Source organism: Bradyrhizobium sp. TM233, from assembly GCF_036247965.1.
GTDB lineage: Bacteria > Pseudomonadota > Alphaproteobacteria > Rhizobiales > Xanthobacteraceae > Bradyrhizobium > Bradyrhizobium ottawaense.
Map to the genome: position 1 here is coordinate 58,360 of NZ_BTIG01000013.1, position 24,359 is coordinate 82,718.

23 protein-coding genes are annotated in these 24,359 nt (G+C 63.7%); 11 read left to right on the plus strand and 12 right to left on the minus strand.

Annotated elements, in window-relative coordinates:
- The first annotated feature begins 181 nt into the window (after window positions 1–181).
- The 3 genes from leuS to holA all read left to right on the plus strand — a co-directional run bounded on the left by leuS (window position 182) and on the right by holA (window position 4,506).
- Entirely contained in the window at window positions 182–2,833 is a 2,652-nt protein-coding gene (gene leuS, locus AABA86_RS24205) for a leucine--tRNA ligase (protein WP_338308699.1), read from the plus strand.
- The gene (lptE, locus tag AABA86_RS24210; RefSeq protein ID WP_212243256.1) at window positions 2,820–3,371 is read left to right on the plus strand and encodes an LPS assembly lipoprotein LptE; all 552 of its coding nucleotides are present in this window, start codon (window positions 2,820–2,822) and stop codon (window positions 3,369–3,371) included. Before leuS ends, lptE begins: the two co-directional genes overlap by 14 nt.
- Window positions 3,372–3,477: 106 nt before the next feature.
- Complete coding sequence (gene holA, locus AABA86_RS24215) at window positions 3,478–4,506, plus strand: DNA polymerase III subunit delta (protein ID WP_338308771.1); 1,029 nt, start codon at window positions 3,478–3,480, stop codon at window positions 4,504–4,506.
- Window positions 4,507–4,803: 297 nt separating this feature from the next.
- Here holA and AABA86_RS24220 read toward each other — a convergent pair whose 3' ends face one another.
- The 4 genes from AABA86_RS24220 to mnmG all read right to left on the minus strand — a co-directional run bounded on the left by AABA86_RS24220 (window position 4,804) and on the right by mnmG (window position 9,441).
- Window positions 4,804–5,691 (minus strand): ParB/RepB/Spo0J family partition protein, encoded by an 888-nt coding sequence (locus AABA86_RS24220; RefSeq protein ID WP_212243257.1) that lies wholly within the window; start codon window positions 5,689–5,691, stop codon window positions 4,804–4,806.
- 179 nt (window positions 5,692–5,870) lie between these two features.
- Complete coding sequence (locus AABA86_RS24225) at window positions 5,871–6,749, minus strand: ParA family protein (RefSeq protein WP_018323546.1); 879 nt, start codon at window positions 6,747–6,749, stop codon at window positions 5,871–5,873.
- 28 nt (window positions 6,750–6,777) lie between these two features.
- Window positions 6,778–7,407 carry a 16S rRNA (guanine(527)-N(7))-methyltransferase RsmG gene (gene rsmG, locus AABA86_RS24230; RefSeq protein ID WP_445083488.1) on the minus strand — a complete coding sequence of 210 codons (630 nt, stop codon included), beginning with the start codon at window positions 7,405–7,407 and terminating at the stop codon, window positions 6,778–6,780.
- Between the two features lie 153 nt (window positions 7,408–7,560).
- On the minus strand, window positions 7,561–9,441 hold the full coding sequence (gene mnmG / locus AABA86_RS24235; RefSeq protein WP_338308700.1) for a tRNA uridine-5-carboxymethylaminomethyl(34) synthesis enzyme MnmG: 1,881 nt from the start codon (window positions 9,439–9,441) through the stop codon (window positions 7,561–7,563).
- A 122-nt stretch (window positions 9,442–9,563) separates the two neighbouring features.
- Here mnmG and AABA86_RS24240 point away from each other — a divergent pair, with 122 nt between their 5' ends.
- Window positions 9,564–9,707, plus strand: a complete 144-nt coding sequence (locus AABA86_RS24240; RefSeq protein ID WP_338308701.1) for a hypothetical protein — start codon at window positions 9,564–9,566, stop codon at window positions 9,705–9,707.
- Window positions 9,708–10,017: 310 nt separating this feature from the next.
- On the opposite strand, the gene mnmE is transcribed toward AABA86_RS24240, so the two are convergent.
- The 3 genes from mnmE to hemJ form a co-directional block, all read right to left on the minus strand.
- Window positions 10,018–11,364 carry a tRNA uridine-5-carboxymethylaminomethyl(34) synthesis GTPase MnmE gene (mnmE, locus tag AABA86_RS24245; protein WP_212243260.1) on the minus strand — a complete coding sequence of 449 codons (1,347 nt, stop codon included), beginning with the start codon at window positions 11,362–11,364 and terminating at the stop codon, window positions 10,018–10,020.
- A gap of 316 nt (window positions 11,365–11,680) precedes the next feature.
- Window positions 11,681–12,946: a transcription termination factor Rho gene (gene rho / locus AABA86_RS24250; RefSeq protein WP_008133567.1), complete on the minus strand. Its 1,266-nt coding sequence runs from the start codon at window positions 12,944–12,946 to the stop codon at window positions 11,681–11,683.
- A gap of 248 nt (window positions 12,947–13,194) precedes the next feature.
- Window positions 13,195–13,629 carry a protoporphyrinogen oxidase HemJ gene (hemJ, locus tag AABA86_RS24255; RefSeq protein WP_212243262.1) on the minus strand — a complete coding sequence of 145 codons (435 nt, stop codon included), beginning with the start codon at window positions 13,627–13,629 and terminating at the stop codon, window positions 13,195–13,197.
- A 460-nt stretch (window positions 13,630–14,089) separates the two neighbouring features.
- Between hemJ and AABA86_RS24260 the strand changes: the two genes are divergently transcribed.
- The 4 genes from AABA86_RS24260 to dnaQ are packed head-to-tail and all read left to right on the plus strand — an operon-like array spanning window position 14,090 to window position 16,924.
- On the plus strand, window positions 14,090–14,929 hold the full coding sequence (locus AABA86_RS24260; protein ID WP_212243263.1) for a pyruvate, water dikinase regulatory protein: 840 nt from the start codon (window positions 14,090–14,092) through the stop codon (window positions 14,927–14,929).
- Between the two features lie 8 nt (window positions 14,930–14,937).
- Entirely contained in the window at window positions 14,938–15,546 is a 609-nt protein-coding gene (locus AABA86_RS24265) for a Maf family nucleotide pyrophosphatase (RefSeq protein ID WP_212243264.1), read from the plus strand.
- Window positions 15,547–15,569: 23 nt separating this feature from the next.
- A complete protein-coding gene (coaE, locus tag AABA86_RS24270) occupies window positions 15,570–16,169 on the plus strand; it encodes a dephospho-CoA kinase (RefSeq protein WP_212243265.1) in 600 nt (199 codons plus the stop codon).
- 41 nt (window positions 16,170–16,210) lie between these two features.
- Entirely contained in the window at window positions 16,211–16,924 is a 714-nt protein-coding gene (gene dnaQ, locus AABA86_RS24275; protein WP_212243267.1) for a DNA polymerase III subunit epsilon, read from the plus strand.
- Here the strand turns inward: dnaQ and secB are convergent.
- Window positions 16,921–17,403, minus strand: a complete 483-nt coding sequence (gene secB, locus AABA86_RS24280; RefSeq protein ID WP_018323536.1) for a protein-export chaperone SecB — start codon at window positions 17,401–17,403, stop codon at window positions 16,921–16,923. The two genes, dnaQ and secB, sit on opposite strands and share 4 nt — an antisense overlap.
- 410 nt (window positions 17,404–17,813) lie before the next feature.
- Here secB and AABA86_RS24285 point away from each other — a divergent pair, with 410 nt between their 5' ends.
- From AABA86_RS24285 to AABA86_RS24295, 3 genes are read left to right on the plus strand one after another with little or no spacing between them, the layout of a single operon-like run.
- Window positions 17,814–18,521, plus strand: a complete 708-nt coding sequence (locus AABA86_RS24285) for a Tim44/TimA family putative adaptor protein (protein ID WP_338308702.1) — start codon at window positions 17,814–17,816, stop codon at window positions 18,519–18,521.
- Window positions 18,499–20,049, plus strand: a complete 1,551-nt coding sequence (gene mltA, locus AABA86_RS24290; RefSeq protein ID WP_338308703.1) for a murein transglycosylase A — start codon at window positions 18,499–18,501, stop codon at window positions 20,047–20,049. The genes AABA86_RS24285 and mltA overlap by 23 nt, the downstream gene beginning before the upstream one ends.
- A complete protein-coding gene (locus tag AABA86_RS24295; protein ID WP_338308704.1) occupies window positions 20,046–20,636 on the plus strand; it encodes a Smr/MutS family protein in 591 nt (196 codons plus the stop codon). Before mltA ends, AABA86_RS24295 begins: the two co-directional genes overlap by 4 nt.
- Here the strand turns inward: AABA86_RS24295 and AABA86_RS24300 are convergent.
- The 4 genes from AABA86_RS24300 to AABA86_RS24315 are packed head-to-tail and all read right to left on the minus strand — an operon-like array spanning window position 20,633 to window position 24,240.
- Window positions 20,633–21,757 (minus strand): hypothetical protein, encoded by a 1,125-nt coding sequence (locus AABA86_RS24300; RefSeq protein ID WP_338308705.1) that lies wholly within the window; start codon window positions 21,755–21,757, stop codon window positions 20,633–20,635. The genes AABA86_RS24295 and AABA86_RS24300 overlap by 4 nt on opposite strands.
- Window positions 21,758–21,785: 28 nt before the next feature.
- Entirely contained in the window at window positions 21,786–23,090 is a 1,305-nt protein-coding gene (gene hslU, locus AABA86_RS24305) for an ATP-dependent protease ATPase subunit HslU (protein WP_338308706.1), read from the minus strand.
- A gap of 50 nt (window positions 23,091–23,140) precedes the next feature.
- Entirely contained in the window at window positions 23,141–23,758 is a 618-nt protein-coding gene (locus AABA86_RS24310; RefSeq protein WP_338308707.1) for a DUF2585 domain-containing protein, read from the minus strand.
- Window positions 23,755–24,240 (minus strand): GNAT family N-acetyltransferase, encoded by a 486-nt coding sequence (locus tag AABA86_RS24315; protein ID WP_338308708.1) that lies wholly within the window; start codon window positions 24,238–24,240, stop codon window positions 23,755–23,757. The genes AABA86_RS24310 and AABA86_RS24315 overlap by 4 nt, the downstream gene beginning before the upstream one ends.
- Between the last annotated feature and the right edge of the window lie 119 nt (window positions 24,241–24,359).

Below are 24,359 nucleotides of genomic sequence, written 5' to 3' on the forward strand. Positions count from 1 at the left end.
CGGTCTCGTCGGGCCGCAAATTGGCATTGACCCCTTAATCACACCCCAACGCCGACCTTCGTAGTTATGCGGAGGCGCGGACAAAGTTCCAAACTGCGGCAACCCATTGACCCCCTAAGGACTTCTATGGCCTAGTCCGCCGTCTTGAGACGGCCGAACCCACGAAAACCCCAACGATTCCATGACCTCCGAACGCTATAACGCCCGCGACTCCGAACCGCGCTGGCAACGCCTCTGGGACGAACAGGCGATCTTCGTCTCCAAGAACGACGATTCGCGGCCGAAATACTATGTGCTCGAGATGTTCCCCTACCCGTCCGGGCGCATCCATATCGGCCATGTCCGGAATTACACGCTCGGCGACGTGCTGGCCCGCTTCATGCGCGCCAAGGGGTTCAACGTGCTGCACCCGATGGGGTGGGACGCCTTCGGCCTGCCGGCCGAGAACGCCGCGATCGAGCGCAAGGTCGCGCCGAAAGCCTGGACCTACGACAACATCGCCGCGATGAAGAAGCAGCTCCGCTCGATCGGGCTGTCGCTGGACTGGTCACGCGAATTCGCGACCTGCGACCCCAGCTACTACAAGCATCAGCAGAAGATGTTCCTGGACATGCTCGCCGCGGGCCTCGCCGAACGTGAGAAGCGCAAGCTCAACTGGGACCCCGTCGACATGACCGTGCTCGCCAACGAGCAGGTGATCGACGGCCGCGGCTGGCGCTCCGGCGCCGTTGTCGAACAACGGGAAATGAGCCAATGGGTCTTCAAGATCACGAAGTACTCGCAGGAGCTGCTGTCCGCGCTCGACGGGCTCGATCGCTGGCCTGACAAGGTGCGGCTGATGCAGCGCAACTGGATCGGCCGCTCGGAAGGGCTACTGGTCCGCTTCGCGCTGGATCAGGCGACGACGCCCGCCGGCGAGAGCGAGCTGAAGATCTTCACGACGCGCCCGGACACGCTGTTCGGTGCGAAATTCATGGCGATCTCAGCGGATCATCCGCTGGCTCAGGCCGCCGCCGCGAAGAACCCAAAACTTGCGGAGTTCATTGCCGACATCAAGAAGATCGGCACCGCGCAGTCGATCATCGACACCGCGGAGAAGCAGGGTTTCGATACCGGCATCCGCGCGGTGCACCCGTTCGATCCGTCCTGGAAGCTGCCGGTCTATGTCGCGAATTTCGTGCTGATGGAATACGGCACCGGCGCGATCTTCGGCTGTCCGGCGCATGACCAGCGCGACCTCGACTTCGTCAACAAGTACAACCTCGGCAACACGCCGGTGGTGTGCCCCGAGGGCCAGGACCCGAAGTCGTTCGTCATCACCGACACCGCCTATGACGGCGACGGCCGCATGATCAATTCGCGCTTCCTCGACGGCATGACCATCGAGCAGGCCAAGGAAGAGGTGGCCAAGCGTCTCGAGGGCGAGCTGCGCGGCAACGTCCCGGTCGGCGAGCGCCAAGTGAATTTCCGCCTGCGCGACTGGGGCATTTCGCGCCAGCGCTATTGGGGTTGCCCGATTCCCGTCATCCACTGCCCGAAATGCGATGTGGTGCCGGTACCGGATGCCGATTTGCCGGTGACGCTGCCTGACGATGCGACCTTCGACAAGCCGGGCAACGCGCTCGACCATCACCCGACCTGGAAGCATGTCACCTGCCCGAAATGCGGTGGCAAGGCCCAACGCGAAACCGACACGATGGACACCTTCGTGGATTCGTCCTGGTACTTTGCGCGCTTCACCGATCCCTGGAACGAGAACGCACCGACGACGCCCGCTGTCGCCAACCGGATGCTGCCGGTCGACCAATATATCGGCGGCGTCGAGCACGCGATCCTGCATCTGCTCTACAGCCGCTTCTTCACCCGCGCGATGAAGGCGACCGGGCACATTGCGCTGGACGAGCCGTTCGCCGGCATGTTCACCCAGGGCATGGTGGTGCACGAGACCTACCAGAAGGCCGACGGCACCTATGTGCAGCCGGCCGAGGTGAAGGTCGAGGTTGGCGGCAACGGCCGGCGCGCGACGCTGCTGACGTCGGGCGAAGACATCCAGATCGGCCCGATCGAGAAGATGTCGAAGTCGAAAAAGAACACGGTCGACCCCGACGACATCATCGAGACCTACGGCGCCGACGTTGCCCGCTGGTTCATGTTGTCGGATTCCCCGCCCGACCGCGACGTGATCTGGAGCGACGAGCGCGTCCAGGGCGCCTCGCGTTTCGTGCAGCGGCTATGGCGGCTGGTGAACGATTCCGTCGAGCTCGGCAAAGCCGCCCCGGCGGCCCGGCCGGCCAGCTTCGGCCCGGACGCGACCGCCTTGCGCAAGGCCGCCCATGGCGCGCTCGACAAGGTCACCACCGGGATCGAGCGGCTGCACTTCAACGTCTGCCTGGCCCATATCCGCGAATTCGCCAATACCTTCTCGGAGATCTTGCAGCGACCCGGCCAACCCGCTCCAGATTTGGCTCCAGATTTGGCTTGGGCAATCCGGGAAGCCAGTCAGATCCTGGTCCAGCTGTTCTCCCCGATGATGCCGCACCTTGCCGAAGAGTGCTGGCAGGCTCTCCTTAAGAATGGTCTTGGCCAAAGCGGGCTGGTTTCCGAGGCCAATTGGCCGCAAATCGAACGCGATTTGCTGGTTGAAGACAGCGTGACCCTCGTGGTGCAGGTCAACGGCAAGAAGCGGGGTGACGTCACAGTTGCAACAGCGGCCCAGAATCCGGAAATCGAGGCTGCCGTTTTGGCCCTCGATGCGGTAAAGCTGGCCCTGGACGGCAAGCCCGTCCGCAAGGTGATCATCGTCCCCAAGAGGATCGTAAATGTTGTCGGCTAGGATCCGCATCGCAGCCCGCTTGCTGGCGGTCGCCGCCTTGGCCGCGCTGACGGCCGGCTGCTTCCAGCCGATGTACGCCGAGCGGAGTGACGGTACCCCCGGCCTGCGCGAGAAGCTGATGGGCATCGAGCTGCCCCCGATCAGCAAGCCCAATGCCTCCCGCGAGGCTCGCGTCGGCGTCGAAATCCGCAACGCGCTGGCTTTCAAGCTTTACGGCTCCGCGACGGGCATGCCGCCGACCCACCGGCTGGACATCCGCTTCACCACCAGCCGTTCTTCGCTGATCGTCAGCGCCACGACGGGATTGCCGACCAGCGAAAATCTCGGCATCGATGCCCAGTACAATCTGATCGAGGTCGCGACCGGCAAGTCGGTGATGACCGGCGCCACGTTCTCGCGCGTGTCCTATGACATGCCCGGGTCCTATCAGCGCTTCTCCCGCACCCGCGCCGTACGCGACGCGGAGGATCGTGCCGCCAACGAGATCGCCGAGAACATCACCACCCGGCTCGCCTCGTTCTTCACCGCGGGCACTTAATGCTCTTGTTATTCCGGGGCACGCGTAGCGTGAGCCCGGAATCTCGATCCCAAACCTCTGGATTGCGGGTGCGCGCGATGCGCGCCCCGGAATGACGATCTGGACCATGGTCGCGCTGCGTGGAAAAGAGATCGACGCCTTCCTCGCCCGCCCCGATGCGGGCCGTCCGATCATCCTGCTCTACGGTCCCGATGCCGGCCTCGTGCGCGAACGCGCCAATACGCTGATCGCCTCCGCCGTCGATGATCCCAACGATCCGTTCTCGCTGGTCAAGCTCGACGGCGACGAGCTCTCTGCCGAGCCCTCGCGCCTCGTCGACGAAGCCATGACGGTGCCGCTGTTCGGCGGCCGCCGTGCCATCCGCATTCGCGCCGGGTCGCGCAGCTTTGCCAGCGGCATCGACACGCTGGCCGAGATGAACGTGAGGGATTGCCGCATCGTGATCGAGGCCGGCGAGCTCCGCCCGGAATCGCCGCTGCGCAAGGCCTGCGAGCGCGCCAAGACGGCCGTGGCGATCGGCTGCTATCCCGACACCGAGCGCGACCTCGCCAAGCTGATGGAAGACGAGCTCCGCATCGCGAATTTGCGCATCGCGCAGGATGCCCGCGCGGCGCTGATGTCGTTCCTCGGCGGCGACCGCCAGGCCTCGCGCAACGAGCTGCGCAAGCTGACGCTCTACGCCCACGGCAAAGGCGAGGTCACGCTGGACGACGTGATGGCCGTGGTCGCTGATGCGTCCGAGCTCAAGCTCGACCCGATCGTCGACGGGGCCTTTGCCGGACGGCCCGACATCGTCGAGACCGAGTTCGCAAAGGCCATGATCGCCGGCACCTATCCCGGCGTGATCATCTCCGCCGCGCAGCGTCAGGCTGCGTGGCTGCACAAATCGGCGCTCGCAATCGCCGACGGCCAGCCTGCCTCCGCCGTGCTCGACGGCGGCTATCCGCGCCTGCATTTTTCACGGAAGCCCGCGGTCGAAACGGCGCTGCGAAATTTCAGCGTGGCGCGGCTCGCCGCCATCATCGAGCAGCTCGCGACCGCGGCGCTCGACACCCGCAAGCAATCCACGCTAGCCGCCGCCATCGCCCAGCGCACATTGATGGCGATCGCCGCGAACGCGAAGCGGCGGGGATAGGCCGACGTTCGCTCCAACGTCCGGCGCGCACAACTCTCTCCACGTCATTGCGAGGAGCGCAAGCGACGAAGCAATCCAGACCCCTCCGCGGAGAGAATCTGGATTGCTTCGCGCTCGCAATGACGATGTGGCGGCCGATGCGCGCCACGCATTCCACTGTCGTCCCTGCGAACGCAGGGACCCAGAATCACAGGAAGCGGTTTAGCGAAGACTGGCAGGCCATACTGCGACCTGATCAATCGAGAGATCACGCGGTATGGGTCCCCGCGTTCGCGGGGACGACAGCGAGGGTTGCGCCTAAATCGCGCCCTTCGCCAGCCGCTTCATCACCTCGTCGAGCTGATCGAGGTTGCTGTAGCTGATCTGCACGGAGCCGCCGGGATCGCGGTGATTGACGGTGACCTTGAGGCCGAGCGCATCGCTGACGCGCTTCTCCAGGTCGATCGTGTCGGGGTCCTTTTCCTTCCCCCCGGTGCTGCGCGCCTTTTGCGGCTTGCGCTCCGGTACGCCTTCCTCGTGCGCGAGCGCTTCGGCCTGGCGGACGTTGAGGCCCTCCTCGACGATGCGCTTGGCGGCCGCGAGCGGATCGGGCACGCCGATCAGCGCGCGGGCGTGGCCTGCGGTCAGCTCACCGGTCGCGATGAAGGCCTGCACCTCGGCCGGCAGCTTCGTCAGTCGCATCATGTTGGCGACGTGGCTGCGGCTCTTGCCGACGACCTTTGCGATGTCGTCCTGGCTGCGTTTGAACTCGTTGGCGAGCGCATGATAGCCCTGCGCCTCTTCCATCGGGTTGAGGTCCTCGCGCTGCACGTTCTCGACGATCGCGAACTCCAGCGCGTCGCTGTCGCTGATGTCGACCGGGACGATCGGCACTTCGTGCAGGCCGGCCATCTGCGAGGCGCGCCAGCGCCGTTCGCCGGCGATGATCTCAAAGCGGTCCTGTGCGCCCTTCACCGGGCGCACCACGATCGGCTGGATCACGCCGTGCTGCCTGATCGACTCGCTGAGCTCCTTCAGCTCGGTGTCCGAAAAGGTGCGGCGAGGATTGCGCGGATTGGCCTTGATGAACTCGATCGGCACCTTGCGCTGCGCGCGCGGCCGATCGACATGCTGAGCCTCGCCGCCGACGTCACCGATCAGACTTGCAAGACCCCGGCCCAATCGCGAACGCGCTTCGTCGGCCATCGCCAGCTCCCTTGGATTCACGGTGCAGCACTCCAGAACTGAATTTCGAATCGTAGGGTGGGTTAACCCTGCAGATGCGCCTCGCATCTGCTCGGCGTAACCCACCTCTTCTGTTTCCGCGGAGATAGACAGTGGTGGGTTACGCCTTCGGCTAACCCACCCTACGGACTACGGCCTCGTCAATGCGTGACGCGCAGCTCGCGCTCGCGCTGGATCACTTCGGTGGCAAGCCGCAAATAGGCTTCGCTGCCGACGCATTTGAGATCGTAGACCAGCACCGGCTTGCCATAGGACGGCGCCTCGGAGATGCGCACGTTGCGCGGGATCATGGTCTTGTAGACCTTCTCGCCCATGAACTGCCGGACGTCGGCGACGACCTGGTTGGAGAGATTGTTGCGCGAGTCGAACATGGTCAGCACGATGCCGTGGATCGACAGGTTCGGATTGAGCGTCGAGCGCACCTGCTCCACGGTCTGCAGCAATTGCGACAGACCTTCGAGCGCGAAGAACTCGCACTGCAGCGGCACCAGGATCGCGTCGGAGGCCGCCATCGCGTTCACCGTGAGCAGGTTGAGCGAGGGCGGGCAGTCAATCAGAACATAGGTGTAGTCGGCATCCGGCGAGACGTTGTTGTTGAGCGCGCCGATCGCGTCGCGCAGCTTGAAGGCGCGGCCGGGCGTGGTGCCGAGCTCGAGCTCGAGGCCGGAGAGATCCATGGTCGAGGGCGCGATGTGCAGCCGCGGCACCGCGGTCGAGACCACAGCTTCACGCAGCGGGGCTTCACCAATCAGCACGTCATAGGTCGAGCAGGAGCGGTTGCGGCGATCGATGCCGAGGCCGGTCGAGGCGTTGCCCTGCGGATCGAGATCGACGATCAACACACGCTCGCCGATCGCGGCGAGTGCCGTGCCGAGGTTGATCGCTGTGGTTGTTTTTCCAACGCCGCCCTTCTGATTCGCCAGCGCCAGGATGCGCGGGTGGCCGTGCGGCACCTCGCTGGTCGGTTCTTGGGTCGGTTCTTGGGTCTGCTCTTGCTGCGGCTCGTCAATCACGGTCATCGAAATTTCCCCACTCAACCCCTGAGCCTCAACTGCGCCGTTCGGCGGCATCGAGCTCCACGATCCAGCCGTCGCCCGTGCGGCTATGGTGGAGCCGAGGCTCGATATTCCAATATTTAGCGGCTTCGGTCAATTCAGCCTCTACATCTTGACCCTTGAGAAACAACGCCTTTGCGCCCTGGCGCATCAGCGGCTCCGCAAAGCCGATGAGTTGATGTAGCGGAGCCAGCGCACGCGCGGTGACGCAATCGACGGGGCCGGTGATTCTATCCACATTATCCCCGATCTCAGCGAGATGTACGACTCCCGGAGATGTGGTGACGCGAATCGCTTCGCGCAAAAATGCAGCCTTCTTGGCGATTCGCTCGACGAGATGAACGCTCGCACCCGGCGTCCCGGCCATGGCGCAGGCCAGGACGACGCCGGGAAAGCCGCCGCCGCTGCCGAGATCGGCCCAGCGCTTCGCGGCGGGCGCGAGATCGACGAGCTGGAGCGAGTCGGCGATGTGCCGGGTCCAGAGGTTTGGCAGGGTCGAGGGCGCGACCAGATTGGTCTTGGCCTGCCACTCCCGCAGCAGCGCGATGTAGCGATCGAGCCGGGCTTCCGTTTCATGTGAAACGGGCGCGAGCTCGAGCGCCTCACGCTTGTCGGCAGCGATGACGGAATCGAGCGCCTGATCGTTGGCACTGGCTTTGTCGATCTTCGGCTTGGTCGGTCCCGGGTCAGATCGACGATGCGCGCCCTCACCTGTCCCTGGTCGTCGCGTTAGCGGTCTGTCCCCGCCCGGTCCGCGCTGTTTCACGTGAAACGCCTATGCGATTGCCTTGGTGGATTTGCGTGCCTCACGCCGGAGATAGGCCGCGAGAATGCCGAGCGCTGCCGGCGTCATGCCGTCGATCCGGCCAGCCTGCCCGACGGTGAACGGCCGTGCCTTCTCCAGCTTGGCACGCACCTCGTTGGAGAGCCCGGGCACCTGCTGGTAATCGACCTCAGACAGCACCAGCCCCTCGTCGCGCCGGAAGGCCTCGACGTCGGCGCTCTGGCGCTCGAGGTAGACATCGTACTTGGCGTCGATCTCGAGATGGGTAGCGATGACGGGATCGATGGCGGACAGCTCCGGCCAGATCGCGCGGACCTGGCTCCAGCCGATATCCGGATAGGCCATCAGGGAGAACGCCGACCGGCGCTGGCCGTCCCGGTTCAGGGACAGCCCGTGCTTGATCGCTTCGTTCGGGGTGATCGCCAGCGACTTCGACAGCGCCCTGGCCGCGTTCAGGGCGTCCATCTTGGCACGATGATGCTGGGTCCGGGCACTGCCGACGCACCCCAAAGCGATCCCCTTCTCGGTCAAACGCTGATCGGCATTGTCCGCCCGCAAGGTCAGGCGATACTCGGCCCTGGAAGTGAACATCCGATAGGGCTCGCTGATCCCGCGGGTGACGAGGTCGTCGATCATCACACCGAGATAGCCGTCGGCACGGTCGAACACCGTCAATGCGGCCCCGCTCGCAGCCAGTGCCGCGTTCAGGCCGGCCACGATGCCCTGCCCGGCAGCCTCTTCGTATCCGGTGGTGCCGTTGATCTGTCCGGCCAGGAACAGGCCGCGGAGGCGCTTGGTCTGCAGGGTCGGATCGAGCTCGCGGGGATCGATGTGGTCGTATTCGATGGCATAGCCCGGCCGGACCATCTTCACTCGCTCAAGGCCGGGGATGCTGGCGAGGATCGCGAGCTGGACCTCCTCCGGCAGCGAGGTCGAGATGCCGTTGGGATAGACGGTGCTGTCGTCGAGGCCTTCCGGCTCCAGGAAGATCTGATGACCGTCACGATCGCCGAAGCGGACGATCTTGTCCTCGATGGAGGGGCAATAGCGGGGACCAGAGCTCTTGATCTGGCCGGAGTACATCGGGGAGCGATGGACATTGGCCCGGATCACCTCATGGGTCGCGGATGTGGTCCGGGTGATCCCGCACTGGATCTGCGGGGTGGTGATCCGCTCGGTCATCACCGAAAACGGCTCCGGCGGCTCGTCTCCGGGCTGCATTTCGACTGCGAACCAGTCGATCGTGGTGCCGTCCAGACGCGGCGGAGTGCCGGTCTTGAGCCGTCCAAGGGTGAAGCCGGCACGCTCAAAGGAGCTGGAAAGACCCATCGCAGGCGCCTCGCCGACACGGCCGGCGGGCCAGTTCTTCTCACCGAGATGGATCAGGCCGCGGAGAAAGGTGCCTGTGGTGACAACGACTGCCCCTGCCCGAAGCTCCCGGCCGTCGGCCAGGCGCAGTCCGGTGACCCGTCCCTCGACCACTATCAGCTCGTCGGCCTCGCCCTCGATGACAGCAAGACCCTGGGTTTCACGGATCGCAGCCTGCATCGCCGCAGCGTAGAGCTTCCGGTCCGCCTGGGCCCGAGGACCGCGAACAGCCGGGCCTTTGCGGCGATTAAGCATGCGAAACTGGATGCCCCCCGCATCGCCGACGCGACCCATCAGACCGTCCAGCGCATCGACTTCGCGAACCAGATGTCCCTTGCCGAGGCCGCCGATCGCCGGATTGCAGGACATCGCGCCGACGGTGGCGAAACGGTGCGTCACCAGAGCCGTCGCCGCACCCATCCGGGCAGACGCAGCCGCGGCTTCACAGCCGGCGTGGCCGCCGCCAATCACGATGACGTCGAAGCTCTCTCGCTCTGTTCGCATGGGGCGAACTTCTAGCTCAGTGTCGGGAAAGCCGGAAGTAGAAACTGGAGAGGCGATGTTTCACGTGAAACACGGACCACCGGCCGAAAGCGATTCTGCGAAAACAACCCAAGCACAGTAGAATGGCCATTGAATTGCTTCGTGTTTCACGTGAAACGAATCAGCATTCCACCGGGCAAGGTGACGCCTGGTGGATGTTGGATCCGCTGGTCGCCACAGGCATTGCGGGCAAAGCAATCCAGAATCCCTTCTCGGAGGCAGCCTGAATCGCTTCATCGCAGGGGTTCTTGAAGAGGCGAGAATAGAGGCCCTGAAATGGGCCTCGGACTCGCTTAAAGAGAGGAACTCCTATTCGCCCGGCCTTGCTCTCCACCCAACCAGTGTTTCACGTGAAACATCCGGGCGGGCAGGCAGGCTCGAGCCGGGCGAAGCAGCCAGAGGTTCTAGATCACGCTTCGCGCCCCCCGACTCCGAAGCGGGGTTCCCTGATCGATATCAAGCTTAAGCGGGCGGCGGGGCTGTTTCACGTGAAACAAGAAATGGAACAAGCGCTAGTTCTACAATGAAGAACTAGCCTTACTTTCCGATACAGAACTTTTGGAAGATGGCGCCGAGGACGTCTTCGACATCCACCCGGCCCAGCAACCGGCCCAAGGCGTAAGCGGCGGCGCGCAGCTCTTCGGCTGCAAGCTCCTCGCCGTCTTCTACAAGGTCCAGACTCCGGCGCAAGCTCTCTGCCGTCCGGACCAACAGTTCCCGTTGGCGAGCCCGGGTCACCAGCGCGCCCTCGGTGGTTCCGAAAAACTCGGAAGCGAATTTCACCAGCGCATCGACCAGCTCGGGGATGCCATCACCCCGACTCGCCGAGATCCCGAACTCGCCGCCCGGCTTGATACCCCCGATATCGATCTTGTTACGGACGATCCAGACGGACCCCTCCGACCGATCGTCGTCTTCGGATTTCCGAAGGGAACGCAGCGCGTCCGGATTGACGGCTTGCTCCCCCTCCACCAGCCACAGCACTAGGTCGGCGTCCTCGGCCCGCGCTCGCGCGCGGCGCACGCCCTCCTGCTCGACCGGATCATCGGTCTCGCGGATGCCGGCGGTGTCGATCACCGTGACGGGATAGCCGTCGAGATCGAGCTGGACCTCGATCACGTCGCGCGTGGTGCCGGCATGCGGCGAGACGATCGCGACCTCGCGGCGCGCGAGCTGATTCATCAGCGTCGACTTGCCGACATTCGGCTCGCCCGCGATCGCAACCACCAGGCCCTCACGCAGCCGTTCAGAATGTCCCCGTGCCGCAAGGACTTTTGTGATTTCATCGTGCAGGGCCTTGATCGCTTTCACCGCCGGCGACCTCAATTCCGCCGGCACATCGCCCTCGTCGGAAAAATCGATGCCGGCCTCGATCAGCGCCGACGCCTCGATGATGCGCTCGCGCCAGTCGCGCGCGCGGTCACCGAGCAGGCCCTGCAACTGGCGCAGCGCCTGGCGCCGCTGGCGGTCGGTGTCGGCGTGGATGAGATCGTCGAGACCCTCGGCTTCGGTCAGGTCGAGCTTGCCGTTCTCGAACGCGCGCCGCGTGAACTCGCCCGGCTCGGCGGCTCGCGTATTCGGGATAACAGAAATTTCGGCGAACAGCACCGAGAGCACGGCGCGGCCGCCATGAACGTGGAATTCGGCGACGTCCTCGCCCGTCGCGCTGGCCGGCCCCGGAAACCACAGCACGACCGCATCGTCGATCGGCTGGCCGGCGCCGTCACGAAGCAGCCGGCGGCTGGCCTGCCTCGGCGCCGGCAGCTTCCCCGCCAAGGTCGTCAGCGCCAGACCGGCTTGCGGACCCGAGACGCGCACCACGGCGATCGCACTCGGCGTCCGGCCGGACGAGAGCGCAAAGATGGTCTGGTCTCGCGGATGCATGGCCTATTTGTCCGGCTCGCGACGAAAACGCAAATGGGCCGCTCCCAGGACCGCGGCGGGTCCGTTTTGCTGCGCCTTTGCCGCAGCAAAGACCATGTTGCAGCGCAATATAGACCGGGAACTTTGCTGCAAAAATCTCGCCGCTTGGCAGGATGTCCGTCAGCCAATGTCAAGCATTCTGTAGGTATATCAACATCTTCCGAGAAATCTGGATCTGCGCTTCGACTCCAGCTTCATGCTGCATCTACGCCGCAGCAGAGCCGCACAACGAAAAAGGGCGCCCGAAGGCGCCCTCAAATTTCTTATTGCACTGCACTCAGGTATTCATGGAGTCGAAGAACTCCGAATTGCTCTTGGTCGACCGCAGCTTGTCGAGCAGGAAGTCGATCGCGTCCATCGTGCCCATCGGGTTGAGGATGCGGCGAAGCACGTACATCTTCTTGAGCACCTGCGGATCGGTGATGAGCTCCTCCTTACGGGTGCCGGAGCGCGAGATGTCGATCGCCGGGAAGGTGCGCTTGTCCGAGACCTTGCGATCCAGGATCAGCTCCGAGTTGCCGGTGCCCTTGAACTCTTCGAAGATGACTTCGTCCATGCGGCTGCCGGTATCGACCAGCGCGGTCGCGATGATGGTCAGCGAGCCGCCCTCCTCGATGTTGCGCGCGGCACCAAAGAAACGCTTCGGGCGCTGCAGCGCGTTGGCGTCGACACCGCCGGTCAGCACCTTGCCGGATGACGGCACCACGGTGTTGTAGGCGCGGCCGAGGCGCGTGATCGAATCGAGCAGGATCACGACGTCGCGGCCGTGCTCGACCAGGCGCTTGGCCTTCTCGATCACCATCTCGGCGACCTGGACGTGGCGCACCGCCGGTTCGTCGAAAGTCGAGGACACGACCTCGCCCTTCACCGAGCGCTGCATGTCCGTGACTTCTTCCGGACGCTCGTCGATCAACAGCACGATCAGATAGCATTCGGGGTGATTGTGCGTGATCGAGTGCGCGATGTTCTGCATCAGCACGGTTTTACCCGTACGCGGCGGCGCGACGATCAATGCGCGCTGGCCCTTGCCGATCGGCGCGACGATGTCGATCACGCGTGCAGAAAGGTCTTTCCGCGTCGGATCGTCGATTTCCATGCGGAAACGCTGATTCGGAAACAGCGGCGTGAGGTTGTCGAAATTGACCTTGTGCTTGGCCTTTTCCGGGTCCTCGAAATTGAGCGTGTTGACCTTCAGCAGCGCGAAATAGCGTTCGCCCTCTTTCGGGCTGCGGATGTGGCCTTCGATGGTGTCGCCGGTGCGCAGGCCGAAACGGCGGATCTGCGAGGGCGAAACGTAGATGTCATCCGGGCCCGGCAGATAATTCGCATCGGGCGAGCGGAGGAAGCCGAAGCCGTCGGAGAGAACCTCGACGACGCCCTGGCCGACAATATCGGTCTCGGCGAGCGCGAGCTGCTTGAGGATGGCGAACAGCAGCTCCTGCTTGCGCATGGTGCTGGCATTCTCGACCCCATTCTCCTCCGCGAACGAGACGAGCTCGGCCGGCGTTTTGGACTTGAGGTCTTCGAGTTTAATTTCCCGCATTGGGGTGGTCCTGTGGGGTAACCTTGGGAGGGGGTGCGAGGAGGCTCTGAAATGCGGACGTGAGAAGATGAAGTCCGCAGGTCTGGCAAGGTTAAGTGCCGATGAGGCTTCAAACCTGATGCGGTGTCCGGCCTCTGGAAAGCTCAGACACAACCACATCCGCCTGCGTTGGGTGGGATATCGACAATATAGAAAATCGCTCCCCGCTCCGCAAGCAGAAGCGCTGAGCTAATCGTCGCGCGTCTTGCCTAGAACGGCTTCACGATCACCATGATGACGATGAAAATCATCAGAACGGTCGGCACCTCGTTGATAATCCGATAGAATTTCTGGCTCCGCGGGCGCCGGTCAGCGGCGAAATCCTTCAGCCAGCGGGAAAAAAAGCCGTGTACCGCCGACATTACCAGGACCAGTGCCAGTTTTACGTGCAGCCAGCCGAAGGAGAACCAGTGGCCGGACCAGGCGAGATAGAGCCCGGCGAGCCAGGTGACGATCATGGCCGGGTTGATGATGGCCTTGAGCAGCCGGCGTTCCATGATCTTGAACGTTTCGGACTGCTTCGAGCCGATTTCGGCCTCGCTGTGATAAACGAACAGCCGCGGCAGATAGAGCATGCCCGCCATCCAGGAGATGACGGCGATGACATGCAGCGCCTTGATCCAGAGATAGACGTCTTCAAACATTTTCTACGTCCAGATTTCTGACCCAGCCGAGGGAACGCTGGGGATAGTAAGAACTCGTTAAGGTCTTGCCTGCACACATATCCGTCCGTAGCGCCTTCCTCAAATCTAGAATCTTAGATTCTTAAGGTTTGAGTCTATGTGACCGTGGATTTGACTCACAAGATTCCGTCCGCACGTTCACGCGCGCTTGTTCACATCCATCAACATATCCCTGATCGATCTGGCGACTTGCGATAAGTCGGCCAGCTTCAAAGGCTTGCGCCTTTCTGTCGGCAGCTTATCAAGGGAGTTGTCCGCGCAATCCCGTTTCCCAATCGGCAGGGCCGCCGGACTTGTCCTGACGGGCAGCGGTGTGAAGAAAATTGGCACTTGTCCCGCCCCTGGTGTCGCGCAACCCTTTCCGAGGGGTTAAGCTCCACAGAAATCCACAATCCACACCGACTCCATACAAAGAGATTTTGTGCCAACCTCGAACAATTATTTCCATCTGCACCTGGTCTCCGACTCCACCGGCGAGACGCTAATCACCGTGGCACGGGCGGTTGCGGCCCAATACGCCAACGTGACGCCGGTCGAGCACGTCTATCCGCTGGTGCGCAGCCAGAAGCAGCTCGACCGCGTGCTCGACGAGATCGAGGAAGCGCCGGGGATCGTGCTGTTCACGCTGCTGGAGAAGGATCTGGTCTCCAGGCTCGAAGACAAGTGCAAGGGGATCAATGTTCCGAGCCTGTCGATCATCGGCCCGGTGATGCAGCTGTTCGAAGCTTATCTCGGGGCTGCGACCACGGGCCGCGTCGGCGCCCAGCACGTCCTCAACGCGGAATATTTTAAGCGCATCGACGCGCTGAACTACACCATGATCCACGACGACGGCCAGCACGTCGAAGGCCTCGACGATGCCGACGTGGTGCTCGTTGGCGTGTCGCGAACGTCGAAAACGCCGACGTCGATTTATCTCGCCAATCGCGGCATCCGCACCGCCAACGTGCCGCTGGTTCCCGGCATTCCGGTGCCCTCGCAACTGGAGACGCTGACACGGCCGCTGGTCGTCAGCCTGCACGCGACGCCGGAACGCCTGATCCAGATCCGTCAGAATCGCCTGCTCTCGATGGGGACCGACTCCGGCAACGACACCTATACCGACAGGCAGTCGGTCACCGAGGAGGTCGCGTTTGCGCGCAAGCTCAGCGCCAAGCACGATTGGCCACTGCTGGACGTTACGCGTCGCTCGATCGAGGAAACCGCGGCGGCGATCATGAAGCTCTACAGCGATCGCCAGCGCAACCGGCCTTCCGGATAGTCTTCGCGATGGGTCTGTGGCTCGGCAAATCTCCGTTGATCCTGGCCTCGCAGAGCAGTGCCCGGAAAATGCTGCTGGCCAATGCCGGGCTGGAGTTCAAGGCTATTACCGCCGATATCGACGAGCGCGGTATTCAATTAGCTTCAGCGCTTTCAAATCCGCGCGAGATCGCTCTGCTGCTGGCGCGCGAAAAGGCCAAGGCGATCTCAGCCAGTCATCCCGGGAGCTACGTGATTGGCGCTGATCAGACGCTGGCTCTTGGCAATCGTCTTTTCAACAAGCCCGCGGGTCGTCCGCAGGCATTGGCCCAGTTGCGCGATCTCGCCGGCAACAGTCATGAGCTGAACTCCGCCGTGGCCGTGGCGCATGATGGCAAGATTGTTTTCGAAGACGTCTCGGTCGCCCGCATGACCATGCGCGAGATGACCGAGGACGAGCTTTCAGCCTACCTGGACGCTGCCGGCGACGCCGTCACCACCAGCGTCGGCGCCTATCAGCTTGAAAGCCTGGGCATCCATCTGTTCGAGCGGATCGAGGGCGATCATTTCACCATTCTCGGCCTGCCGCTGCTGCCGCTGCTTGCGTTCCTGCGACGCGAACGGCTAGTTGCGGTGTGAATGACAGACATGGCTGAGCGCTGATGCGGATCCTGGGACTGACCGGCTCGATCGGGATGGGAAAATCCACCACCGCGAAACTGTTCGCGGAGGCCGGTGTGCCCGTCTACGATGCCGATGCCGCCGTGCATCAGCTCTATGAGGGCGAAGCCGCGCCCGCGATCGAGGCCGCCTTCCCCGGCACCACGGTGAACGGCAAGGTGGACCGGCCAAAGCTGTCGGCGCGCGTCGTGCATGATCCCGCCGCCATCAAGCAGCTCGAGCAGATCGTCCATCCGATGCTTGGTGCGTCCCGGCAAAAGTTCTTCGCCGAGGCGGAAGCTGCCAAGGCGCCAGTGGTGGTGCTGGATATCCCGCTGCTGTTCGAGACCGGTGGAGAGAAGCGGGTCGACGCGGTGGTCGTGGTCTCGACCACGCCGGAACTCCAGCGCGAGCGGGTGCTGGCGCGCGGCACCATGGACGAAGCCAAGCTCGACGCGATCATCGCCAAGCAGACGCCCGACGCCGAGAAGCGCAAGCGGGCCGATTTCGTGGTGGATACGTCACACGGACTTGACCCGGTGCGCGCCCAAATCGCCCACATCCTGGCCGAGGTCGTTAAGATGCCGCAGCGGCGAGCCTGATTCGCCGTCTCACACGGCTCTCAAGCGACTGATCTCAAGACATGCGCGAAATCGTTCTCGATACCGAAACCACCGGCCTCGATCCGCTTCGCGGCGATCGTCTGGTCGAAATCGGCTGTGTCGAGATCCTCAACCGCATGCCGACGGGGCAGACGTATCACGTCTATATCAATCCCGAGAGGGACATGCCGGCGGAAGCGTTCGCGGTGCATGGGCTGTCAGCCGAATTCCTGTCGACCAAGCCGCTGTTCCACGAGGTCGTCGATGCGTTTCTGGAGTTCATCGGCGATGCGCCGCTGGTGATCCATAACGCCTCGTTCGACATCGGCTTCATCAATGCCGAGCTCGACAAGATCAAGCGCGCGGCGATCCCGCGCGAACGGCTGGTCGATACGCTGCTGCTGGCGCGCCGCAAGCATCCCGGCGTGTCCAACAGGCTCGATGATCTCTGCTCGCGCTATGCGATCGACAATTCACGCCGCACCAAGCACGGCGCGCTGCTGGACGCCGAGCTGCTGGCCGAGGTCTATGTCGATCTGGTCGGGGCGCGGCAGTCGCAGCTGCTCCTGGCGTCGGACGCTCAGGAAATTCGCCTCAATGCGGCTGGCGATGCGCCGCGGCGGCAGCGCCTGGTGCCGCTTGCGCCGCGGGTTTCCGATGCCGAGCGCGAGGCCCACCGGGCCTTCATTGCAACGCTCGGCGACAAGGCGATCTGGAACGAGTTTTTGCCCGCTCCAGCTCCTCCGTCTGGCTAGGCCTGGCCGCTCGGCTGGGCGGCCATTTGTCGCTCCATGTTCTGACGATAGAGACCGACGAAATCGACCGGGTCCAGCATCAGGGGCGGGAACCCGCCGTCGCGCACTGCGGTTGCGATGATCTCGCGGGCGAACGGGAACAACAGCCGCGGGCACTCGATCATGACCAGCGGATGCAGATTCTCCTTCGGCACATTGGCGATGCGGAACACGCCGGCATAGGCAAGCTCGAACGAGAACATAATCTTGCCCGCGGTCTCGGCCTTGCCTTCGACCGACAACGTCACCTCGAACTCCTGTTCGCTGAGGTTGTTGGCGCTGACATTGATCTGGATGTTGATCTGGGGGGGCTGGCTCTGCTGCTGGAGCGAGCTGGGCGCGTTCGGATTTTCGAACGAAAGGTCCTTGGTATATTGCGCCAGCACGTTGAGCTGGGGGGCCTGGGCCGCCTCGGGAGGGGTGCCGTTACCGTTGGTCATGAGAGTCTCTCCTTACCCGATTTGGGCTGAATTTCGCGGCGGTTGGCTAACATAGGGCCGCCTCATTCCACAAGGACGAACGGTCCCGGAGGCGGGATTCCGGCCGCGCTGCAACTGTCGCGTTCATCCCGCCTTTTCCGCAAAACTGCGCCTTAAATGATTGAAGATGCGCGATTTCCGGGCAGGATCGGGTTTCCCCTTAAGCATAAAACGCGCTACACTCGGTGCTGTGCCAAAAGGCGCCATTGGCCGGGCAAGATTTCGTGCCTACATCCCACGGACCTGACGCGGACCTAAAATGGTGATGTAGACTTGCCGTTCCCGTATGGAACGGTCTACTGGCCGGATTGATTTTCCCGGCAACGACCCACAGCGAAGACCCAGAGCAAAGACCAGAAAGCGAATCCGACGTGGACATCTACACCATCATCTTCCTGGCGCTGGCGGTCTTCATCTTTCTGCGGCTGCGCAGCGTGCTCGGGCAGCGGACCGGCAACGAGCGGCCGCCGTTCGATCGGACTGCCGCCCGCAATGCGCTCGGGGGTGCCCAGGACAACAACGTCGTGACCATGCCGGGCAAGGTGATCGACCAGGCCCCGCTGGCGCCGACCGCAGAGCCGACCCCGCCCTCCGATCGCTGGAAGGGCCTGACCGAGCCGGGCACCGCGCTGGCGCAGGGCCTGGATGCCATCGTCGACAAGGATTCCACGTTCGACCCGCGCCATTTCATCTCGGGCGCCCGCGGCGCCTACGAGATGATCGTGCTGGCCTTTGCCAATGGCGACCGCCGCGCGCTACGCGACCTGTTGTCGTCGGACGTCTATGACAGCTTCGAAGCCGCGATCAGGGAACGCGAGAAGAACGAGCAGAAGACCGAGACCCGCTTCGTCTCCATCGACAAGGCTGAACTCGTCGGCGCCGAGCTGCGCGACCGTACCGCGCAGCTCACGATCCGCTTCGTCTCGCAGATGATCTCGGCCACCCGAGACAAGGCCGGTAACATCGTCGACGGCAGCGCCGATACGGTCGCCGACATCACCGACATCTGGACTTTCGCCCGCGACATCACCTCTCGCGATCCGAACTGGAAGCTGGTTGGCACCGGAAGCGCGAATTAAGGTCTATCTGAAGACCGGCGCGACGGCGCTTTGCGCAGGTGTCGTCGTGCTGTCGTCGTTTTCGCTCGGCGCCGAGGCGGCGCGGCGCCACTATCGCAGCCATCACCATCATCCCCCGCAATTGCCTGCCGCTCCGCCGCGGGCCTTGCCCTATCCGCAGCTTCCGCTGCCGTTCGAAATTCCGGGCGCGCAATATCTGCCGCTGGCCTGGGCGGACGTGAAGGGCTGGGGTGATGACAATCATCTCGCGGCGTACAAGACGTTCCGTGCCAGCTGCAAGCCGATCAACGCACAGACCGGCGCGACTGAACCGAAGGCCGAATCAAAAGCAATTGGAGGCTCGCTGAGCGAACCTTGCCGGGCGGCGAAATCGCTCGATCTCACCGACGACGCCAAGGCAAAGACCTTCTTCGAGGAGAATTTCGCGCCGCTGCGGATCTCCCGCCTCGGCGAGCCCGACGGTTTCGTCACCGGCTATTACGAGCCGGTGCTGGAGGGATCACGTACGCAGACCGACGTCTACAATGTTCCGGTCTACCGTCGTCCTTCGAATCTGTTCGTGCGCGGCTACAAGCAGGATTCGGTCAGCCTGCCCAACAAGGGCCCGGTCTATCGCAAGATCGGCCGCCGCAAGCTGGTGCCCTATTACGACCGCGGCGAGATCGAGGACGGCAAGATTGCCGGCCGCGGGCTCGAGATCGCCTGGCTGAAGGATCCGACCGATCTGCTGTTCGCGCAGATCCAGGGCTCGGCGCGGATCAAGTTCGACGACGGCGGCACGGTCCGGCTGAACTACGACGCCTATAACGGTTATCCCTACACCGCCGTCGGGCGCGTTCTGATCGAGCGCGGCATCATTCCGAAGGAAGAGATGTCGATGCAGAAGATCAGGGAATGGATGGCGCAAAATCCTGACGGTGCCAAGGATCTGCGCCGCCAGAACCGTGCCTATATTTTCTTCCGCGAGGTCAACCTCTCCGACAAGGACGAGGCGGTGGGCGCGCAGGGCATCCCGCTGACGGCGGGACGCTCGATCGCGGTCGACAAGGCGCTGCATGTCTACGGCACGCCATTCTTCATCGAGGGCGAGCTGCCGATCGAGTCCGAGCGCGCCAAGACGCCGTTCCATCGACTGATGATCGCGCAGGACACCGGCTCTGCCATCATAGGGCCCGCGCGCGCCGATCTGTTCTTCGGCGCAGGCGCGGATGCCGGCCGTATCTCCGGCCGGCTGCGCCATCCCATGCATTTCGTGATGCTGGTGCCGAAGGGCCTCGATCCCACGGCACGCGGCGCGCGGTTGCCGGTGCCTGATCCGCGCCCCTCGGAGAAGATCGCAAAGCTGTTTCCGCAAACCGATCCCGGGAAGGGGACGGCGAAGCCGGCTGCGGCCGCCGGCGCTGTGGAAACCAAGAGCGACACGGTCGCCATCGCGGGTCCAGTCCCGCTGCCGGCGCCGCGTCCCGTGATCGAGCCCGCTTCCGAACCGCAGCGGCCGGCGAAGAAACGTCCCCATCGGCAGCAATGAAGCGATCGTCCCGTCCGCCCGTGCTGGAGCCTCGCCCCTCGCCGCGCCGCCGCGCGCTGAGCGAGGAGGAGCGCGCGCTGTGGGAGGTCGTTGCCAAACAGGTCAAGCCGCTGAGGAAGCACCGCGCCGCGAAGGCGCATGCCGCTCCGCGCACCGAGCCTTTGCCCGCAGCACCCGTCACGCGGCCTCCGTCATCGCCACGGCCGGTTGCGGCTGCACCGGCGCCGCGTGCCGCTAAACCGGCCGTCCCGCCCTTGGCGCCGCTCGGCAAACGCGAGCGCACAAAACTGTCGCGCGGCCGCAGCGAGATCGAGGCGCGACTCGATCTGCACGGCATGACCCAGACGCGCGCGCATCGTGCCCTGACCGGCTTCCTGCACCGCGCCCATCACGACGGCCTGACCTTCGTGCTCGTCATCACCGGCAAGGGCCGCAGCGGCGGCGAAAGCGGCGTGCTGCGCCGCCTGGTGCCGGAATGGCTGAGCCTGCCGGAATTCCGCGCTTTCGTCGTCGGCTTCGAGACGGCGCATATCGGCCATGGCGGCGAGGGCGCGCTGTATGTGCGGATCAGGCGGGCGAGGTTTTAGAACGGCCGGATGATTCCGACGCGCGGAATCAGCGTGAGGATCAGGCCGAAGATATTGGTCTTCCGATCCTCTGACGGAATCGGTGAGACCTCCCGCGCGGCCGGCAGCATCTTGACCGCATGCAGGATCAGGAACATGCAGACCGCCCAGTTCGAGATCCAGCGTGAATAATCGAACACCATCGCAAACATCACGAGATAAGCGAGGCTGATTCCGGTCAGCGCCGCGAGCACCAGGCGGCGGTGCGTCTCGCTTGCAAGCGCGCCGATCAGGTTCGCGAAGAAGCGCCACAGCGGCGTGTGCAGCCAGATCAGCAGCGCGAACACGGGCACGCCGAGGAGGTTGTGCGGCAAGCGTCCCCAGGTGTCCGAAACCTCCTTCGCCAGCGGCTGGTACCAGATGTAGGCGAATTGCAGCAGGTCGGTGCGCGAGGGATCGGCCATCTGGGTCTTCAAGTAAGCGACGAAATCCGCTTCGGGGATCGGCATCGTTCCCCAAAATTGCGCCGCAAAGAACAGCACCGCGACGATGAGCAGGACGACGATGCCGAAGGCGACGTTGCTGCGATTGAGCTCGTAAGCGAGATAGTGCCTGACCACGACGATGGTGGCGATCGTCGGCACATACATCAGCAGATGAATGTGGTGGATCAGCACGAGGACGATCGAGAACAGCGCAGCCAAAGCCACGAACAGCAGCGACCCCGCCGGCATCAGCAAGAGCACGATCGCCAGCGCGCAGCCATAGATGTCGAAATGGCCGAGCGTGTGCATGAAGTTCTTCAGGAAGAACGGCGAGCCCGCGATGAAGACGAACAGCGGCAGCGTCTTCGCGGTGAAGCCAAAGCTCTTCTGAAACAGCCTTGCGTACAGGGCCAGCGTCACCAGCCACGTCACCCCGCCGATCGCGAACACCGACCAGACCGGCACCTTGTCCGTGACCAGCGCGACGATGGCTCCGATCAGCGCGCGCTTGATGAACCCGAAATGGTAGTCGACCAGGAGGTGGATGTAGGGGACGTAAGGCGGCAGCTGGATCTTGTGAATGAACACGCCGACGATGACCGCCGCGTTGATCGCGAGCAGGAGTCGCCAGGGATTTTGCAGGATGCGTACGGTCACGCCGCATCAATAGCGTGACCGCCCCAAATTACAAAATGAACCGGCTCAGATCCGCGTTCTTGGCGAGGTCGCCGACGTGCTTCTGGACGAAATCGGCATCGACCTTGACGGTCTCGCCGCTGCGGTCGGGGGCGGTGAAGGAGATCTCGTCGAGCACCCGCTCCATCACGGTCTGCAGCCGCCGCGCGCCGATGTTCTCGACGGTGGAGTTGACGGCGACCGCGACGTCGGCGAGCGCGTCGATGGCGCCGTCGGTGATGTCGAGCGTCACGCCCTCGGTCTGCATCAAGGCAACATATTGCTTGATCAGCGAGGCCTCGGGCTCGGTCAGGATGCGGCGCATGTCGTCGCGGGTCAGCGCCTGCAGCTCGACGCGGATCGGCAGCCGGCCCTGCAATTCCGGCAGCAGGTCCGACGGCTTGGCGACGTGGAAGGCGCCGGAGGCGATGAACAGGATGTGGTCGGTCTTGACCGCGCCGTGCTTGGTCGAGACCGTGGTGCCCTCGATCAAGGGCAACAGATCGCGCTGCACGCCCTCGCGCGAGACGTCGCCGGCGGCACGGCCCTCGCGCGCGCAGATCTTGTCGATCTCGTCGAGGAACACGATGCCGTTGTTCTCGACCGCGTTGATCGCCTCCAGCGTCAGCTGATCGGTGTCCAGCAGCTTGTCGGACTCCTCGTTGACGAGGATCTCGTGCGAGCCTTCGACCGTCAGCCGCCGCGTCTTGCTGCGGCCCCCTAACTTGCCGAAGATGTCGCCGATCGAGATCGCGCCCATCTGCGCGCCCGGCATGCCCGGGATCTCGAACATCGGCATGCCGCTGCCGCCGCTTTGCGTCTCGATCTCGATTTCCTTGTCGTTGAGCTCGCCGGCACGCAGCTTCTTGCGGAAGGATTCACGCGTCGCCGCGCTGGCATTGGCACCGACCAGCGCATCGAGCACCCGCTCCTCGGCGGCGAGCTGCGCACGGGCGTGCACGTCCTTGCGCTTCTTCTCGCGGACCTGGGCGATCGCGACCTCGACGAGATCGCGCACGATCTGCTCGACGTCGCGGCCGACATAGCCGACCTCGGTGAATTTGGTCGCTTCCACCTTCAGGAACGGCGCATTCGCGAGCTTGGCGAGCCGCCGCGCGATTTCCGTCTTGCCGACGCCGGTGGGGCCGATCATCAGGATGTTCTTCGGCAGCACCTCTTCGCGCAGCGAGCCTTCGAGCTGCTGCCGGCGCCAGCGGTTGCGCAGCGCGATCGAGACGGCGCGCTTGGCGTCGGCCTGGCCGACGATGAAACGGTCGAGTTCGGAAACGATTTCACGGGGAGAGAAGTCTGTCATGTCTGTCTAGCTAGGGCGGGAGGCGGTCAAGGACAAGTCGCTTTTTAGGTTCAGATGATGGGCGGGCCGGATTGCCATTGCTTCACGGCCTCGATCGGATGGATCAGCATCAGGATATTGAGCGTCAGATTGTCGCGAATGTGCAGCGCCAGCATGACCTCGAAGGCGAGGCCGATCAGGATCGTCGCTGATACGGGCAGAACGCGCGCGACGAGGAACCCGAGCATCATGGCCAGATTGTCGGAGACCGAATTGACGATGCTGTCGCCGAAATAATCCAGCGAGATCGTGCCGGCGCGGTAGCGCTCGATGATGAAGGGCGAGTTCTCGACGATCTCCCAGGCGCCTTCGATCAGCATGGCAATGATCAGCCGTGCCGGCCAGGACAGAGGCAGGAACGGCAGCCGCACGAACAGCAGCCAGGTCAGGCCGTAGAACAGGAAACCGTGCAGGATGTGCGAGAAGGTGTACCAGTCGGCGATATGCTGCGAATTCTCCGAGCTGTTCACCACGCCGTGCCACAGCTTGACATAACCGCAGGTACAGATCGGCACCCGCCCCATGCCGAACAGGATCGCGGCCTGCAGCGCCAGCAGCACCAGCGCGATGCCGACCCAGGCGAGCGGCGGGACCGCGACCTTGCTTTCGTGCGTGCTCGTCAACGTCACGGCTCGCGCACCATCAACAGCGCCGGCCCGTCCGGCGTCTCGACCATGCGGTCGCGGACAAAGCCCGCTTTCTCATAGGCACGTAACGCGCGCGCATTGAGCGGATCCGGATCGGTGACCATGCGGGGCCGGCCGCTGCGAAACTGCTCATCGACGAATTGACGGATGAAGGCCGAGCCGTGACCGCGTCCGATCATGCCGCTCTCGCCGATGAACTGGTCGATCCCACGCGTGCCCTCCGGTTGCGGCCCGAAGCCCGTATTCCAGGCTGTCAGGTGATAGCATTGAAGATAGCCCAGGGGCTGCCGGCCAGCCAACACGATGAATTGGTCCATGGCGGGTTCATCGAGATCGCCGCTGACGAGCGCAAACTGCTCATGCGGATCGCCCCACCATTCCCGCACATGCGCCTCACGCAGCCAGCGCCGGACCAGCGGCAGGTCGGCGGTGGTCATGGAGCGGAAGGTGTAGGTAACAGCCATAGTTTAAGGCGTGACTAGCTGAAGTCGAATTGAGTCCAAGCGGCAATAGCGCTCTCTCCGTTCCCTCCCCCCTTGTGGGGGAGGGGCAGGGAGGGGGTATCACACGGGGATTCTTTCGA

Coding starts and splice junctions, on each gene's coding strand:
- holA (WP_338308771.1), top strand. CDS start 3,478: ATGGTCGCGCTGCGTGGAAAAGAGATCGACGCCTTCCTCGCCCGCCCC.
- AABA86_RS24265 (WP_212243264.1), top strand. CDS start 14,938: ATGGGTCTGTGGCTCGGCAAATCTCCGTTGATCCTGGCCTCGCAGAGC.
- AABA86_RS24225 (WP_018323546.1), bottom strand. CDS start 6,749: ATGACCGTGATTGACGAGCCGCAGCAAGAGCAGACCCAAGAACCGACC.
- coaE (WP_212243265.1), top strand. CDS start 15,570: ATGCGGATCCTGGGACTGACCGGCTCGATCGGGATGGGAAAATCCACC.
- hemJ (WP_212243262.1), bottom strand. CDS start 13,629: ATGTTTGAAGACGTCTATCTCTGGATCAAGGCGCTGCATGTCATCGCC.
- leuS (WP_338308699.1), top strand. CDS start 182: ATGACCTCCGAACGCTATAACGCCCGCGACTCCGAACCGCGCTGGCAA.
- hslU (WP_338308706.1), bottom strand. CDS start 23,090: ATGACAGACTTCTCTCCCCGTGAAATCGTTTCCGAACTCGACCGTTTC.
- lptE (WP_212243256.1), top strand. CDS start 2,820: ATGTTGTCGGCTAGGATCCGCATCGCAGCCCGCTTGCTGGCGGTCGCC.
- AABA86_RS24240 (WP_338308701.1), top strand. CDS start 9,564: ATGGCCATTGAATTGCTTCGTGTTTCACGTGAAACGAATCAGCATTCC.
- AABA86_RS24295 (WP_338308704.1), top strand. CDS start 20,046: ATGAAGCGATCGTCCCGTCCGCCCGTGCTGGAGCCTCGCCCCTCGCCG.
- AABA86_RS24315 (WP_338308708.1), bottom strand. CDS start 24,240: ATGGCTGTTACCTACACCTTCCGCTCCATGACCACCGCCGACCTGCCG.
- AABA86_RS24220 (WP_212243257.1), bottom strand. CDS start 5,691: ATGGCCGACGAAGCGCGTTCGCGATTGGGCCGGGGTCTTGCAAGTCTG.
- mnmG (WP_338308700.1), bottom strand. CDS start 9,441: ATGCGAACAGAGCGAGAGAGCTTCGACGTCATCGTGATTGGCGGCGGC.
- rho (WP_008133567.1), bottom strand. CDS start 12,946: ATGCGGGAAATTAAACTCGAAGACCTCAAGTCCAAAACGCCGGCCGAG.
- secB (WP_018323536.1), bottom strand. CDS start 17,403: ATGACCAACGGTAACGGCACCCCTCCCGAGGCGGCCCAGGCCCCCCAG.
- mnmE (WP_212243260.1), bottom strand. CDS start 11,364: ATGCATCCGCGAGACCAGACCATCTTTGCGCTCTCGTCCGGCCGGACG.
- dnaQ (WP_212243267.1), top strand. CDS start 16,211: ATGCGCGAAATCGTTCTCGATACCGAAACCACCGGCCTCGATCCGCTT.